The organism is Mesorhizobium sp. P2_B11, from assembly GCF_056404855.1.
Genome location: NZ_JBFUDF010000005.1, coordinates 256444 through 270911, shown reverse-complemented (window position 1 = coordinate 270911; position 14468 = coordinate 256444). Strand labels below are relative to the sequence as shown.

The 14468-nt window shown below is 63.0% G+C and carries 11 protein-coding genes and 1 tRNA gene; 4 read left to right on the top strand and 8 right to left on the bottom strand.

Annotated elements, in window-relative coordinates; all coding sequences use genetic code 11:
• The first annotated feature begins 8 nt into the window (after positions 1-8).
• The gene (gene betB, locus AC1DYJ_RS17950) at positions 9-1472 is read left to right on the top strand and encodes a betaine-aldehyde dehydrogenase (RefSeq protein ID WP_477285681.1); all 1464 of its coding nucleotides are present in this window, start codon (positions 9-11) and stop codon (positions 1470-1472) included.
• 198 nt (positions 1473-1670) lie between these two features.
• Here betB and AC1DYJ_RS17945 read toward each other — a convergent pair whose 3' ends face one another.
• Together AC1DYJ_RS17945 and AC1DYJ_RS17940 are read right to left on the bottom strand one after the other, a co-directional pair.
• Entirely contained in the window at positions 1671-3908 is a 2238-nt protein-coding gene (locus tag AC1DYJ_RS17945; RefSeq protein ID WP_477285679.1) for a mannose-1-phosphate guanylyltransferase/mannose-6-phosphate isomerase, read from the bottom strand.
• Between the two features lie 50 nt (positions 3909-3958).
• Complete coding sequence (locus tag AC1DYJ_RS17940; protein WP_477285677.1) at positions 3959-4858, bottom strand: LysR family transcriptional regulator; 900 nt, start codon at positions 4856-4858, stop codon at positions 3959-3961.
• A 99-nt stretch (positions 4859-4957) separates the two neighbouring features.
• On the opposite strand from AC1DYJ_RS17940, the gene AC1DYJ_RS17935 reads away from it, so the two are divergent.
• The gene (locus AC1DYJ_RS17935; protein WP_477285675.1) at positions 4958-5851 is read left to right on the top strand and encodes an NmrA/HSCARG family protein; all 894 of its coding nucleotides are present in this window, start codon (positions 4958-4960) and stop codon (positions 5849-5851) included.
• A gap of 2 nt (positions 5852-5853) precedes the next feature.
• Here the strand turns inward: AC1DYJ_RS17935 and AC1DYJ_RS17930 are convergent, their stop codons facing one another.
• Complete coding sequence (locus AC1DYJ_RS17930; RefSeq protein ID WP_477285673.1) at positions 5854-7374, bottom strand: phosphomannomutase/phosphoglucomutase; 1521 nt, start codon at positions 7372-7374, stop codon at positions 5854-5856.
• A gap of 200 nt (positions 7375-7574) precedes the next feature.
• Between AC1DYJ_RS17930 and AC1DYJ_RS17925 the strand changes: the two genes are divergently transcribed.
• Both AC1DYJ_RS17925 and AC1DYJ_RS17920 read left to right on the top strand, forming a co-directional pair.
• A tRNA-Pro gene (locus AC1DYJ_RS17925) sits at positions 7575-7651 on the top strand.
• A gap of 176 nt (positions 7652-7827) precedes the next feature.
• Complete coding sequence (locus tag AC1DYJ_RS17920) at positions 7828-8172, top strand: hypothetical protein (RefSeq protein WP_477285671.1); 345 nt, start codon at positions 7828-7830, stop codon at positions 8170-8172.
• Between the two features lie 59 nt (positions 8173-8231).
• On the opposite strand, the gene AC1DYJ_RS17915 is transcribed toward AC1DYJ_RS17920, so the two are convergent.
• From AC1DYJ_RS17915 to AC1DYJ_RS17895, 5 genes are all read right to left on the bottom strand, one after another.
• Positions 8232-8591, bottom strand: coding sequence for a helix-turn-helix transcriptional regulator (locus tag AC1DYJ_RS17915; protein ID WP_477285670.1), 360 nt, complete (start codon positions 8589-8591; stop codon positions 8232-8234).
• Positions 8592-8676: 85 nt separating this feature from the next.
• Positions 8677-10299, bottom strand: coding sequence for an ABC transporter ATP-binding protein (locus AC1DYJ_RS17910; protein WP_477285668.1), 1623 nt, complete (start codon positions 10297-10299; stop codon positions 8677-8679).
• The gene (locus AC1DYJ_RS17905; RefSeq protein ID WP_477285667.1) at positions 10300-11427 is read right to left on the bottom strand and encodes an ABC transporter permease; all 1128 of its coding nucleotides are present in this window, start codon (positions 11425-11427) and stop codon (positions 10300-10302) included. It abuts the gene before it with no gap.
• On the bottom strand, positions 11420-12343 hold the full coding sequence (locus tag AC1DYJ_RS17900) for an ABC transporter permease subunit (RefSeq protein ID WP_477285665.1): 924 nt from the start codon (positions 12341-12343) through the stop codon (positions 11420-11422). Before AC1DYJ_RS17900 ends, AC1DYJ_RS17905 begins: the two co-directional genes overlap by 8 nt.
• 175 nt (positions 12344-12518) lie before the next feature.
• The gene (locus AC1DYJ_RS17895; RefSeq protein WP_477285925.1) at positions 12519-14111 is read right to left on the bottom strand and encodes a peptide ABC transporter substrate-binding protein; all 1593 of its coding nucleotides are present in this window, start codon (positions 14109-14111) and stop codon (positions 12519-12521) included.
• Positions 14112-14468 lie beyond the last annotated feature (357 nt).

Below are 14468 nucleotides of genomic sequence, written 5' to 3'. Positions count from 1 at the left end.
AGAAGAGCATGCGCGCCCAGCCAACGGCATCGCACTATGTCAACGGCCGCTACATCGAGGACGAAGGCGGCGCGCCGTTGCCGGTGATCTATCCGGCGACCGGCGAGGTCATCGCCACGCTGCATTCGGCGACGCCGAATGTGCTGGAGCTCGCCATCGAAGCAGCGCGCGCGGCACAACCGGCCTGGGCGCGGATGAAGCAGGTGGAGCGCGGCCGCATCCTGCGCCGCGCCGCCGACATTCTGCGCGCCCGCAACGCCGATCTCGCCCGCATCGAGACGCTCGATACCGGCAAGGCGATCCAGGAGACGCTGGTGGCGGACGCGCCCTCGGCTGCCGATTGCCTCGAATATTTCGGCGGCGCGGTCGCCGCCTTCAACGGCGAGGCCATCGATCTCGGCGGTCCCTTTGCCTATACGCGCCGCGAGGCGCTTGGCGTTTGCGTCGGCATCGGCGCCTGGAACTATCCGATCCAGATCGCCGGCTGGAAATCCGCCCCCGCACTCGCCATGGGCAACGCCATGGTGTTCAAGCCGTCGGAAAACACGCCGCTGTCGGCGCTGGCGCTGGCCGAGATCTACTCGGAGGCCGGCCTGCCCGACGGGCTGTTCAACGTCGTGCAGGGCTATGGCGATGTCGGCGCCGGCCTCGTCGGCCACGATGTCGTTGCCAAGGTTTCGGTGACCGGCTCGGTGCCGACCGGCCGCAAGGTGCTATCGCTTGCCGGCTCGAAGATGAAGCACGCGACGATGGAGCTCGGCGGCAAGTCGCCGCTGATCGTCTTCGATGATGCCGATCTCGAAAACGCCATCGGCGGCGCCATGCTCGGCAATTTCTATTCGACCGGACAGATTTGCTCGAACGGCACGCGCGTGTTCGTGCAAAGCGGCATCCATGACCGCTTCGTCGACCGGCTGGTCGAGCGGACGAAAAAGATCCGCATCGGCGATCCGCTCGATCCCGAGACGCAGATGGGCCCGCTGGTCAACAAGGCGCAGCAGGAGAAGGTCGTTTCCTACATCAAGGCCGGCCAGCAGGATGGAGCAACCCTCGCCTGCGGCGGCAATGTGCCGTCGCTGCAAGGGTTCGATGGCGGCTTCTTCGTCGAGCCCACGGTGTTCACCGGCGTCACCGACAATATGCGCATTGCGCGTGAGGAGATTTTCGGGCCGGTGATGAGCGTGCTGAAATTCGACGGCGAAGACGAGGTCATCGACCGCGCCAACGACACCGAATTCGGCCTTGCCGCCGGCGTGTTTACTCGCGACCTGCAGCGTGCGCATCGGGTAATCGCCGAGCTGCAGGCTGGCACTTGCTGGATCAACGCCTACAATCTGACACCGGTGGAAATTCCCTTCGGCGGGGTGAAGCAGTCCGGCATCGGGCGGGAAAATTCGCTGGCTGCGCTGGCGCTCTATTCGCAGCTGAAGGCGGTGTATGTCGAGACGGGGGATGTGGCGAGCCCGTATTGAGAAGGCGATTGGCGAAAGCCGAAGTGACGGCTGATCCCCCCCCTTGCGGGGGAGATGGCCGGCAGGCCAGAGGGGGGTGTGCCGGATCGCCAACCTTTGGTCTAATCTTCGAGTAGCTGAGACGTCGGCGGGACAGCACCCCTCTCTGCCTTGCCAGGCATCTCCCCCGCAAGGGGGGAGATTAGCAGCTTCAACGCCTCACCCCTTCTGCGCCGTTCCATCCAGATACTGCGTCAGCGCGCAGACCAGGTGATAGAAGATGCTCGCCGGCACATCACTCGCCAGCGAACGGCCGCGTTCGTCGATGCGGTCGATCCACAGGCCGAGCGGGGCCGGGTCGATGTGCCAGCGGAACAGACGGCCGACGCGCGCCTCGATCTCGGGCTTGAGGTCGGGGCCGCCCGAACCATCCAATGCAATCGCTGCCTTGATCGCTTCGGCCTGTGGCCAGCTGCGCGAGACAAGGTCGAGCGGCAGGCCCTGTCTTGAGACCGCGCCGTAAGCAAGGCCGGTGGCGCGGTTGAGGCCGTTGGCGATGGCCGAGGCATAGAGCTTGCGGGCAAAAGTGCTCAGCTCGCTCTGGCCGCTGCGGGCGGCGAAGTCGGTGAGCAGCGAGGCCCATTCGAAATGGTGGCCGGGCTCGGTCCAAGTGCCCTTCTCGCCGGCAGCCGGTTTCCAGCCAGCGTCGAAATACTCGCCGAGCGTCCAGCTCTCGGCGTCGAAGAAATGGCTGCGGAAGAGGTCGATGATGCGGGCGGCGCGGCGCAGATAGGTGCGGTCGCCTGTCGCCTCGTACCAGGCGAGGAAGGCTTCGAGCAGATGCATATGCGGGTTGGAGCGCCGCTCGCCCTCGCCGTCCGACGTTTCGAGAAAGCCGGTCATGCGGCTGTCCTCGAGATGCGCATCGAGGAAGGAAAAGGTTTCCTCACCCAGCCGCAGCGCCTCCGGGTTACCGCACATATGCGCGTGCGCCAGCGCCAGCAGCACGCAGGAATGGTCGTAGGCGTCCTCGGTGGTGTCGGCGACGGAACCGTTGACGTTGAGCGTGCGCACCCAGCCGCCTTTTTCGGTGCGGCCCTTGCCGGCCATGAAGGCGATGCCATGGGCAATCAGGCGATCCGCCGGACCGTCCCAGCCGCGCGCCTTGGCGACGGCGAAGGCATAGACCTGCCTGGCCATGGTGCGCATGCGCTTGGGCTTCATCAGCGGCTGGGCATCGAAGCCGAGCGCCTCATGAAAACCGCCATGGCGCTCGTCGACGCCTGCCGTCGACCACAGCGGCAAGGTCTCCTCGAACAACCAGTGATGCACACGCCGCCGCCAGGCGCCGCTTTCGATGACGCGATCATGCGCCGGCGTGAATCGTGTTTCCAGCCGTCCCGATTTTTCCAGCTGCTCGACGATCTTCTTCACATGCTGGCTGTGGCTGACCGGCGCGACGAAGGTGGCGTCCGCCGTCGAGACGATGGCGACATCCTTCATGCCGATCGCCGACAGCAGCCGGCCATCGCTTCTGATGTAGGAGTTCTCGCAGTCGATGGCGACGACATCGCCGACAAGCACATTGCCCTTGGCGTCAGCGGGGCCGACATCGAGCAGCGACTGCCAGGAGCCGAGATCGTTCCAGCGGAAGCCGGCCGGCACCATGGCGATATCCTTGGCCCGTTCCATGATGGCGTAGTCGATCGAGTTCGACGGGATGGCGGCGTAGAGGTCCAGCGGCATATAGAGGCCGGACAGATCCGACGTCGCCGCTTTGTAGGCGGCTTCGGTGGCAAGCCAGATATCCGGCTGGAAGGCCGCGAAGGCGTCGCGCATGGCGCCGGCGCGAAACAGGAAGATGCCGGTGTTCCAGTAAAAGGTGCCGGCTTTGAGGTAGCTCTGCGCGGTGGCGAGGTCGGGCTTTTCGACGAAGCGCGAGACATCGAAGACGCCACCGCTTTCGGCTGCAACCTCGATATAGCCGTAGCCGGTCTCAGGCTGCGTCGGCTTGATGCCGAACACCACCAGCCGGCCGGCAAGGGCTGCCTTGCTGCCCGCCTCGACGCTCTGCCAGAATTGCTTGGGCGTGGCGATCTCGTGGTCGGACGGCACGACCAACACCAGACTGTCGCCATATTCGGAGAGCGTGCGCAGGGCGGCCAGCGCGACGGCGGCGGCGGTGTTGCGCCCGGTCGGCTCGAACAGCGGGCCGCCGCCTGAAAGGTCGAGGCCGGCAAGGTCGGCATGGACGCGCTCGGCATGGCGCTCGGCGGCGATCAGGAAGATCGGCGTTTCGCCTTCCGGTCGCGCCGTCAGCCGGCGCAGGGTCTTGGCCAGCATCGAGCCGTCGCCGGAAAAATCGTGGAACTGCTTTGGATTGTCCTCACGCGACAGCGGCCACAGCCGCGAACCGACGCCTCCACTCATGACAAAACTGACAATGCGCTCGGTCATTCGCGTCTCGTGCTCAAGGGTTGTTGGTCGATTGGGTAGCACGCATGCCTTTAAGCCGTGTTTACCTGGCTGGAAATCCGCTCGGCTGCCAGCTCGATGAAGGCCTTGACCACGGGCGAAAGGTGGCGGCTGCTCGGATAGAGGACATGCAGACCGCTGGCCGGTGTTGTGTAGGCCTTGAGAACACGCTGCAGGCGCCCGTCATTGATCGGTCCTTCGACGATCGCCTGGGGCAATTGGGCGATGCCAAAGCCTGCGAGCGTTGCCGCGACGACCGCCTGCATTTCATTGGCGGCGAAGCGCCCGGCCACAACAATCATTTCCTGCCCACCTGGCCCGTCCAGCACCCAATGAGCGCCTGAAGCCGTAGGGCCTGCGATGACACATTGATGGTGCGTGAGGTCCGTCGGGCTTTCCGGCATGCCGTACCGGGCGAGATAGTCCGGGCTGGCACAAAGCAGCCTGTGCGCGGAGCCGAGCTTGCGGGCGATCAGCGTCGAATCCTGGAGCGCACCGGTGCGGAAAGCGAGATCGATACCGTCCTCGACCAGATTGAGCCTGTCGTCGGTCAGGCGGAGCTCGACCTTGGTCTTTGGATACATTGCGAGGAAGTCGACGACGGCGCCGATAAGGAAATGGCCGCTAAAGCCGACCGGGGCCGAAATGCGAATCGTGCCCGACGGCTCCGCCCTGGTTTCGGCAAGACGCAGATTGGCTTCCTCGATCGTCCGCAGCGCCTGGCTGCTCTGCTCGTAATAGAGGCGCCCGGCATCCGTCATGTTGAGGCTGCGCGTCGTGCGCTGCAGCAGGCGGACCCCCACCTCGCGTTCGAGCGCGGCAATGCGGCGGCTGACTGTCGTCTTGGGCATGGCCAACAAGCGCGCCGCAGCCGTGAAGCTGCCAGCTTCGACGACGCGCGCAAATACGACGATGTCGTTGAGGTCGAGCATTGTATCCAAAAACGGGACGATGTTTTCCAATTATAGGTAATAATGCATCAATGCGACAGACCCTAATTCTACTCCAGCGAACAAAAAGGAGCAGACGAGATGATCAGCAAACGAAGCATTCTGGTGACCGGCGCTACCGGCCAGCAAGGCGGCGCCGTGGCGCGCGCCCTGCTGTCGAAAGGAAATCGGGTGAAGGCGCTGACGCGCAAGCCAGACAGCGAAGCCGCTCGGCATTTGGCGGCGGCGGGCGTCGAGGTGGTGGCCGGCGATCTCGCCGATGGAGCCTCCGTCGTGAGGGCCGCCGGAGGCGTCGACACCATGTTCCTGATGGGCAACAGCTATGAGGCCGGCATGGAAGAAGAAACCCGGCAAGGGATCCTTGCCGCCGATGCGGCGAAGGCTGCCGGCGTCGGGCATCTGATCTATTCATCAGTTGCCAGTGCAGACAAGAAAACCGGCATTCCGCATTTCGACAGCAAGTATCTCGTCGAAAAACATGTCGTCGAGCTCGGCATCCCCTACACGATCAGCGCGCCGGTTGCCTTCATGGAGAATGTCGTCGCGCCATGGTCGATCAGCGCGCTCAGCCAAGGCACTTATGCCTTCGCGGTGCCGCCGAAGCGGCCCCTCCAGCTGGTCGCTCTGGCTGACATCGGCGCCTTCGTTGCGGCCTTGGCAGAGCGGCGAGAACAGGTGTTCGGCAAGCGCTTCGATTTCGCCGGGGACGAACTGTCGGGTGACGACGAGGCGAAAATCCTGTCGCAGGCCATTGGCCGCCCGATCCGCTATCAGGAAATCCCGATCGCCGTGGCACGCCAGCAGAGCGCGGACGCCGCGCTGATGTTCGAATGGTTCGACCGCATCGGCTACGACGTGGACATCGGCGCCTTGCGCAAGGAATTCCCGGAGGTCCGCTGGCACAGTTTTGCCGATTGGGCACGAGAGTTCGATTGGAGTGTGCTTGGGCAGGCATCAGCGGCGGCCAACCGCTGATCCTAAAAGGTCTGGTTGTAGGCGCCGACATCCGGGCTGCGGCGCAGCACGGCATCGACGGCCTCGAACATCTGCCGGCGACGGTCGGACGATACCGGGCTTTCGACGACCACGACAAGCTCCGGCTTGTTCGACGACGCCCGCACCAGGCCCCAGGTGCCATCCTCGGCCACAACGCGTACGCCGTTGACGGTGATCAGATCGGCGATCTTCTGGCCGGCAAATGTTTCGCCAACGCGCTGCATCGCCTGAAAATCCGCAACCACCCGCTCGACGACGCCGTATTTCACCTCGTCGGCGCAATGCGGCGACATGGTCGGCGTGCCATAGGTCAGCGGCAGCGCGCGGTAGAGGTCGGCCATCGAATTTTTCGGGTTGCGGTCGAGCATCTCGCAAATGGCTATTGCCGTGATGAGACCATCATCGTAGCCGCGGCCGATCGGCGGGTTGAAGAAGAAATGGCCCGACTTCTCGAAACCGGCGACGGCGCCGAGTTCGGCGACGCGGCGCTTGATGTAGGAATGACCGGTCTTCCAGTAGTCTGTGCTCGCGCCATTGGTGCGCAGAACGCTGTCGGTGTGGAACAGGCCCGTCGACTTGACGTCGACGACGAAGGTCGAGCCGGGATATTGGCTAGAGATGTCCCGCGCGAGCATGACGCCGACCTTGTCGGCAAAAATCTCGTTGCCCTCATTGTCGACCACGCCGCAACGGTCGCCGTCGCCATCGAAGCCCAGTCCGACATCGGCACCGGTCTCCAGCACCTTGTCGCGGATGGCGTGCAGCATCTGCATGTCCTCCGGGTTCGGGTTGTAGCGCGGAAACGTGTGGTCGAGCTCGACGTCGAGCGGGATGACCTCACAGCCGATGCGCTCCATCGCCTGCGGCGCGAAGGCACCGGCGGTGCCGTTGCCGCATGCGGCCACAACCCTGAGCTTGCGCGCGATGCGCTTGTTGCCGACCAGATCGTCGAGATAGGTCTCGCGAAAACCGGAGACGAAATCGTAGGAGCCGCCGCCGGCAAGATCGAAATCGCCCGACAGCACGATCTGTTTCAGCGCGCTCATCTCCTCCGGGCCAAAGGTCAGCGGCCGCGCCGCGCCCATCTTGACCCCGGTCCAGCCGTTTTCGTTGTGCGACGCCGTGACCATGGCGACGGACGGTGTGTCGAGGGCGAACTGGGCGAAATAGGCCATCGGCGACAGTGCGAGGCCGATGTCTTTTACCTTGGCGCCCGCAGCCATCAGGCCGGACACCAGGGCCAGCTTGATGCCGAGCGAATAGGCACGGAAATCGTGGCCGGTGACAATGTCTGGCCCGGCGCCAAGACGCCGAATCAACGTGCCCAGACCCATGCCGAGCGCCTGGACGCCGATCAGGTTCAGCTCCGGCGGCTGCGCGGAGCCGGGGTGACCGAACCACCAGCGCGCATCGTATTCGCGAAATCCCGACGCCTTGATCAGCGCTGCGGTTTCGAATTCGAAGCTGTTGGGCCGGGCGTCACCTACGATTTTCAGGGGCAAGACAGCAGAGCTCCAGATGGCGAAAACACGATTTGTCGAGGCTGCTCCCTAGCACGCAAGGCTTTAAGCCGGGTTTATCCGCGGCGGGAAATTCAAGCTTTGCGGCAATGCCCGACGAAAGCCAACGAAATGCGACAGAAGCGCTGCCATTGCCGCTTGCAGGAACGAAGTACGGCAGCTATAAGCCCGCGGTCTGGTCACGGAGTGTAGCGCAGCCTGGTAGCGCACCTCGTTCGGGACGAGGGGGTCGCAGGTTCAAATCCTGCCACTCCGACCAGAAAAAACAGACACTTAGGTGTTTGTTTCTCCCGACACCCCCACAAGATAGCTCAAGGGCAAATCCGCCGCATCGGCGTCCGGTGTCGGCATGGTATTTTGACGCGACAACCATCTGCGCTACCTCGATAATAGGACTGCCGCCGAAACAGCGGCTGGGAACGAGGTGTGCGGAAGATGAATTTGTTGATTTCGAGCGCAGGCCGGCTGTCAGCGCTGCTTGTTCTGTCCCTGGCGGCAGGTTGCTCATCGCTGGGTGGTACGGTCAACGCGGCGAAATACGACAGCATGACCTGCGCTGAGCTCAACACTGCCGTCGGCGATATCGCGCGCGAGATCTCGCAAACCGCCATCACCCGCGGCAAGGTTGCCAACACCAGCGTGCCGAACTGGCTGCTCGGCGGCGCACGCGTGAAGACCGCTGTCGCCAACCGGGAGACGGCCAGGATCGAAAAGCTGAAGCAACAACAAGATGCGCTCGTCGCGACAAGAGCCAACCGGTGTTCGACGTCGACAGGATAGCCGAGCTGCGTGGTTTAGGTTCGCCCGACAAGTCCGATCAAGCGCGCCGGCGCATCCATTCAGTCCTCGTCAACCAGCTGATCGACAGGCACCCCCAGCGCGCGCGACAGTCGCAGCCATAGTCCGACATCACCGCCGCGCTTGCCGTTCTCGATCGCTGACAGCATGTTTTGTGAAATGCCGACTTCCGCCGCCAGGGCCGTCTGAGTCTTGCTCCTTCTCCCCCGCCAGAAAGCTAGCGGCGATGCGGCATTGGTAAAGGCGAGAGCCTCCTCGGCGGTGAAGCCAGGAGCCTCGCCGGCCCTGTAGCTCGCCACCTCGCGGGCACGCGCAGCCCGGTCTCGCAGCGCATCGAGCTCTGCACGCGGCAGGACCGCCATTTCGTCGCCCTTGGGCGTGGTGAAGTAGTGGATGCTCATTGCCGCTTCCTATTCGCGCGGCAAAAATATCCCACATTGCGATATCTTGATCAACAATAATCTCATAGTGAGGTATCCCGCAACCTCAAGCACTCAACCGAAACCGCGTGACATCGATCGCTGCAGCCATCAGCGTCTGCGTGTAGCCCGCCTGTGGGTTGCTGAAGATCTCTTCGGTCGGGCCTTCCTCGACGATCTTGCCCTGTTTCATGACGATGATGTAGTCGGCCATGGCGCGCACGACCGCGAGATCGTGGCTGATGAAGAGATAGGACAGTTCGTGGTCGGCCTGCAGCTTGCGCAGCAGTTCGACGATCTGTTTCTGCACCGAGCGGTCGAGGGCCGAGGTCGGCTCGTCCAGCACCACCAATTTGGGCTTCAGGATCATGGCGCGCGCAATGGCGATGCGCTGGCGCTGACCGCCGGAGAATTCGTGCGGGTAGCGGTTGCGCGCGTTGGGATCGAGGCCGACCTCGAGCAAGGCCTCGACCGCGCGTTGATCGCGCTGCTTGCCTGACAGGTTCGGCTCATGCACCAGCAGCCCTTCGGTGATCACCTGGCCGACGGTCATGCGCGGCGACAGCGAGCCGAACGGATCCTGGAAGACGAGTTGCATCTCGCGCCGCAGCGGCCGCATCGCCTGGCGGTCGGCGGTGGAAATATCACGGTCGCCGAAGCGGATGACGCCATCGCTCGGCAAGAGCCTGAGCAGCGCGCGGCCGAGCGTCGATTTTCCCGATCCGGATTCGCCGACGATGCCGATGGTCTGGTTGCGCTTCAGCCGGATCGAAATGTGGTCGACGGCGCGTAGCAGTAGTGGATCACCAGCAAGGAAGCCGCCGCCGATCTTGAAGGTCACCTCGACATTACGGCCCTCGAGCAGCACCGGCGCATTGGCCGGCGGCGGCGACTTGGTGCCGGTCGGCTCGGCGGCGAGCAGCATTTTCGTATAGGCATGCTGCGGGTTGGCGAACAGCGCTTCGGCCTCGCCCTCCTCGACCACCTCGCCATAGCGCATGACATAGACGCGGTCGGCGAAGCGTCGGACGATGCCGAGATCGTGGGTGATGAAGACGATGGCCATGCCGAGCTTGCGCTGCAGTTCGGCGAGCAGCATCAGGATCTGCGCCTGGATGGTGACGTCGAGCGCCGTCGTCGGCTCGTCGGCGATCAGGATGTCGGGATCGTTGGCCAGCGCCATGGCGATCATGACGCGCTGGCGCTGGCCGCCCGACATTTCGTGCGGATAGGATTTCATCCGCCGCTCGGGATCGGGGATATGCACCAGCCTGAGCAGCTTGAGCGCCTCTTCGCGCGCCTCGGCCGTGTTCAGCCCGCGATGTTTTTGGATCGGCTCCATCAGCTGGTTGCCGATCGAATAGAGCGGATCGAGCGAGGTCATCGGCTCCTGGAAGATCATGCTGATCTTGGCGCCGCGCACCTTGTTGAGATCGCTCTTGGTCATGGTCAGCAGATTGCGGCCGCGATAGTCGACATGGCCCGTCGCCTCGCCGTTCGAAGCGAGCAGGCTCATCGCCGCCATCATGGTCTGGCTCTTGCCGGAACCGGATTCGCCGACCACGGCAACCGTCTCGCCGGCATTGACGTGGATGTTGATGCCCTTGACCGCTTCGACGGCGCCGTCGAGCGTGCGGAAGCGGACGCGAAGGTCCTTGACGCTGAGGATCGTTTCGGGAGCAGCAGCCATCTAGCGGTCCTTTGGGTCGAGCGCATCGCGCAGGCCGTCGCCGACGAAATTCAAGGCAAACAGCGTCGAGACGAGGAAGAAGGCCGGAAACAAAAGCAGCCAGTTGGCGGTGCCGATGTTCTGGGCGCCGACCGAGATCAGCACGCCCCAGCTGGTCATCGGCTCCTGCACGCCAAGGCCGAGGAAAGACAGGAAGCTTTCCAGGATGATAACCTGCGGCACCAGGAGCGTCATATAGATCACCACCGGTCCCAAAAGATTGGGGATGACATGGCGGATCAGGATGCCGCGCTGGCCGATGCCCATGGCCTCAGCGGCCTGGACATATTCCTGGCGGCGGATCGACAGCGCCTGGCCGCGCACGATGCGCGCCATGTCGAGCCACAGCACCGCCCCCACCGCCAGGAACATCAGCACGAAGTTGCGACCGAAGAACACCACCAGCATGATGACGAAGAAGATGAAGGGCAAGGAATAGAGCACGTCGACGATGCGCATCATCACCTCGTCGATCTTGCCGCCGGAAAAGCCTGCCGTAGCGCCGTAGAGCACGCCGATGACCACGGCGACCAAGCCGGCCAGCAGGCCGATCGCCAGTGAGATGCGCCCTGCCATCAGCGTGCGGGACAGCAGGTCGCGGCCGGTGTTGTCGGTGCCGAACAGGAAATATTGCTGCTTGACTGACGCAGTCATCGTCAATTCGAGCCCGTCGGGCGATTTGCTCTCAATCTTGGTATCATCGAAGGCATCGGAGCGGTCGAGATAGCGGATGTTGCGCTCGTCGATCGGCTTGGTCGAGGTAACGGTTACCGTGACGCGACTGCCGTCCTGCTTCCACTCCTTGAGATCGACGCGCATGCGCTTGATCGCGTCGATGAGCGCTGTCTCGATCATGTCGGGCTTCGGATAGGCTGAAAAGCTTGGGGGCGTGCGCACATAGTCGGCATAGATGGTGGTGTATTGATGCGGCACCAGCCAAGGGCCGAACACGCTGATGACAGCGATGAAGGCCAGGTAATAGAGGCTGAACATGGCGGCGCGGTTGGCCTTGAGCCGTGCCCAGGCATCGCCCCAGAGCGAGCGGCCAACGACGGCCGGCGGAGCGGCGGTGGCTGCGATATCAGTCATAGCGCACCCTCGGGTCGACGACGGCGTACATGACATCGACGATCAGGTTGAAGATGATGGTGAACAGCGCGACCACCACCACCGTTCCCATCACCAGCGTGTAGTCGCGGTTGAGCGCGGCAACAACGAAATGGCGACCGACACCGGGAATGGAGAAGATGGTCTCGACGATGACCGAACCGGTGAGCAGCGCCGCGGCCGCCGGACCGGTGAAGGAAACGATCGGCAGGATGGCGCCGCGCAGCGCGTGCTTGACCACCACAGACCAGTCCGACAAGCCGAGTGCGCGCGCCGTGCGGATATGATGCGAGCGCAAGCTCTCGATCATCGACCCGCGCATCAGGCGGGCGACGATGGCGATCTGCGGCAAAGCGAGCGTCAGCACCGGCCCGACCTTGTTGATGAAGGCGCCGTCGCCCCAGCCGCCGATCGGCAACAGTTTCCAGCTCAGGCCGAAGGTTAGCTGGATGATCGGGGCGATGACGAACGTGGGGATGGTGCTGCCGGCGGTCGCCAGCGCGATCACCGTATAGTCGCCCAGCTTGTTCTGGTTGAGCGCGGCAACGATGCCAAGCAAGGTGCCGAGCATAAGCGCCAGGACCAATGCCGACGAGCCCAGTTGGATGGAGATGGGCAGGCCTTCCCTGAACAATTCGGTAACGGTGAAGTCCGGCATATTATAGCTCGGCCCGAAATTGCCGCGCAAAAGATTGCCGAGGTAGTGGGCATATTGCAGCCAGAGCGGATCGCCGAGGCCGAACTGGGCTTCGAGATTGGCTCTGATCTCGGGGCTGAGGCCCCGCTCCTGATTGAACGGGCCGCCCGGTGCGACGCGTATCAGGAAGAACGCCATGGTCACGATGACGAATAGCGTCGGTATGGCGGTCAAAAGCCGCCGGAGAATATATCGCAGCATCGGCGCCCCGTTTCGGCCAGAGCGACATCACGTCCGTGCGGACGCATTTGCCATGCTCCGGCGCCAAATCTTCGCACCGGGCTTGCCGAAAATCGAGCACGACTTTCGGACCGGTGCGATGACCGACCAGCCCGCCGCGCCCGTATGGGGCGCGGCGGTCCAGTCAAGGATGATTTTAGTCCTTGGAGACGAAGCGGGACGGATGGATGTCCATCACATTGTCGTCGAAGCCATGCAGCTTCGAGGAAACGATATCGTGGAAGCTGTAGTAGAGAAGCGGGATCTGGCCGACATCGTCGATGAGGACGCGCTCGGCCTCAGTGAGGTCCTTCATGCGCTCTTCCGGCTTGCCGCCGGCAGCCGCAGCCTTGTCCATGGCCGCCTCATATGCCGGGCTGATATAGTTCGAATAGTTGTTGCCGCTCGCTTTGCGCGAGATGCCAAGGAAGGTTTCCGGATCCTTGTAGTCGGCGATCCAGGCGGCGCGCGCCACGTCGTAGCTGCCCTTCTGCTCGAGGAAGGAATAGTGGGTCTTGGTGTCGGTGTTGAGCAGCGTGACCTCGACGCCGAGCGGCTTCAGTTGCTCCTGGATGGCGACCGCGGTGTTCTTGTGGTTTTCCGAAGTGTTGTAGCGGATTTCCATCTTCAGCGGATGTTCGGGCGTATAGCCGAGCTTCTCGAGGACTTTCTTGGCGGCATCCTCGCGGTCGATCTGCGGCATGTCGGCAAATTTGGCCATTGCCGGCGTGTAGCCCGCGATGCCCGGAGGCACCATCGAATAGCCCGGCAGCATCGAGTTCTGCCAGACCTTCTCAGCCAGGAAGTCGCGGTCGATCGCCATCGAGATGGCGTTGCGCAGCTCGACATTGTCCCACGGCGCCTTGTCGGTCTTGATCGCGTAGTAGTAGGTGCCGAGATACGGCCCGACACGGACCTGATCGCCGAACTTGGTCTTGAGGTCGGCGAGCTGTTCGGTCGGCAGATCGCCGTAGCTGTCGAGTTCGCCGGCTTCGAAGCGCTTCATCGCCGATGAGCGGTCTTCTGTCGGGATGTAGTTGACCACGTCCATCTTGACGGTCGCGGCGTCCCAGAATTTCGGATTCTTGACCAGCTTCATGTGGTCGTTGGGAATCCACTCGGCCAGCGTATAGGCGCCGTTCGAAACGAGTTTGCCGGGCTTGATCCACTCGGCGCCGTCCTTTTCGATCGAGGCCTTGTTGACCGGATAGGTCGCCTGGTGGGTCAGCATCTCGAGGAAGTAGGGAGTCGGCGCCTTCAGCGTCACTTCCAGCGTGTTGGCGTCGATCGCCTTGACGCCCATATCCTCGGGCTTGCCTTTCTTGGTGTTGACCTCCTCGGCGTTCTTCACCGGATAAAGCATGGAGGCGTATTCGGCGGCGGTGGCCGGATCTTCCAGCCGACGGAAGGAATAGACGAAGTCGTCCGCGGTCACCGGGCTGCCATCCGACCACAAGCCGTCCTTGCGCAGCTTGAAGGTGTAGACGGTGCCATCATCGGACACGGTCCAGCTTTCGGCGGCGCCCGGAATGAGGTTCGTCTTCTGGTCGTGCATGACCAGTCCCTGGAACAGGTCGCGAATGATATCGGCTTCGTAGACGGTCGAGGTCTTGTGCGGATCGACGGTCTCGGCTTCGGCGGCGCTGCCTCTGTTGTAGACGGTCTCGGCAAGGGCCGGCGTCAGGAACGTGCCTGCAGCAAAGGTCATGGTCGTGGCGACCAGCGTCGCCTTCAGCATATTTTTCAGCATCATGAAGTCTCTCCCTGTGGCGCGGCCAGCGGCTCGCGCCTTTCGAGTGTTGACGCTCCGGAACCGATTCTGGCCCCTTTGAGCGCGCCGCCGGTTCCCGTTCCGGCAGCTGGTGGCAGGAGACTAGACAGACGGAAATATTATTTCAACCGCCCGCCGCTTGACGTTGAGTGAGAAGTATTCAGCTAAAGTAGGGCCAGCTAAAATTCAGGCACTTTTCAACTGACTGCACCTTGCGGTTGCTTTATCGGTTTTCTGTTTCTGCTACCGGGGTTTGGCATACTCAGCAGTATGCTGCAGAACCCAAAAATCCGCGCTTTATGGTGTCGTTTCCGGGTGAACGCCTCGGGGACGTCG

What these genes read in the sequence shown, in the direction of transcription:
- betB (WP_477285681.1), top strand. Translation starts at nt 9, where the DNA reads ATGCGCGCCCAGCCAACGGCATCGCACTATGTCAACGGCCGCTACATC.
- AC1DYJ_RS17945 (WP_477285679.1), bottom strand. Translation starts at nt 3,908, where the DNA reads ATGACCGAGCGCATTGTCAGTTTTGTCATGAGTGGAGGCGTCGGTTCG.
- AC1DYJ_RS17940 (WP_477285677.1), bottom strand. Translation starts at nt 4,858, where the DNA reads ATGCTCGACCTCAACGACATCGTCGTATTTGCGCGCGTCGTCGAAGCT.
- AC1DYJ_RS17935 (WP_477285675.1), top strand. Translation starts at nt 4,958, where the DNA reads ATGATCAGCAAACGAAGCATTCTGGTGACCGGCGCTACCGGCCAGCAA.
- AC1DYJ_RS17920 (WP_477285671.1), top strand. Translation starts at nt 7,828, where the DNA reads ATGAATTTGTTGATTTCGAGCGCAGGCCGGCTGTCAGCGCTGCTTGTT.
- AC1DYJ_RS17915 (WP_477285670.1), bottom strand. Translation starts at nt 8,591, where the DNA reads ATGAGCATCCACTACTTCACCACGCCCAAGGGCGACGAAATGGCGGTC.
- AC1DYJ_RS17910 (WP_477285668.1), bottom strand. Translation starts at nt 10,299, where the DNA reads ATGGCTGCTGCTCCCGAAACGATCCTCAGCGTCAAGGACCTTCGCGTC.
- AC1DYJ_RS17905 (WP_477285667.1), bottom strand. Translation starts at nt 11,427, where the DNA reads ATGACTGATATCGCAGCCACCGCCGCTCCGCCGGCCGTCGTTGGCCGC.
- AC1DYJ_RS17900 (WP_477285665.1), bottom strand. Translation starts at nt 12,343, where the DNA reads ATGCTGCGATATATTCTCCGGCGGCTTTTGACCGCCATACCGACGCTA.
- AC1DYJ_RS17895 (WP_477285925.1), bottom strand. Translation starts at nt 14,111, where the DNA reads ATGCTGAAAAATATGCTGAAGGCGACGCTGGTCGCCACGACCATGACC.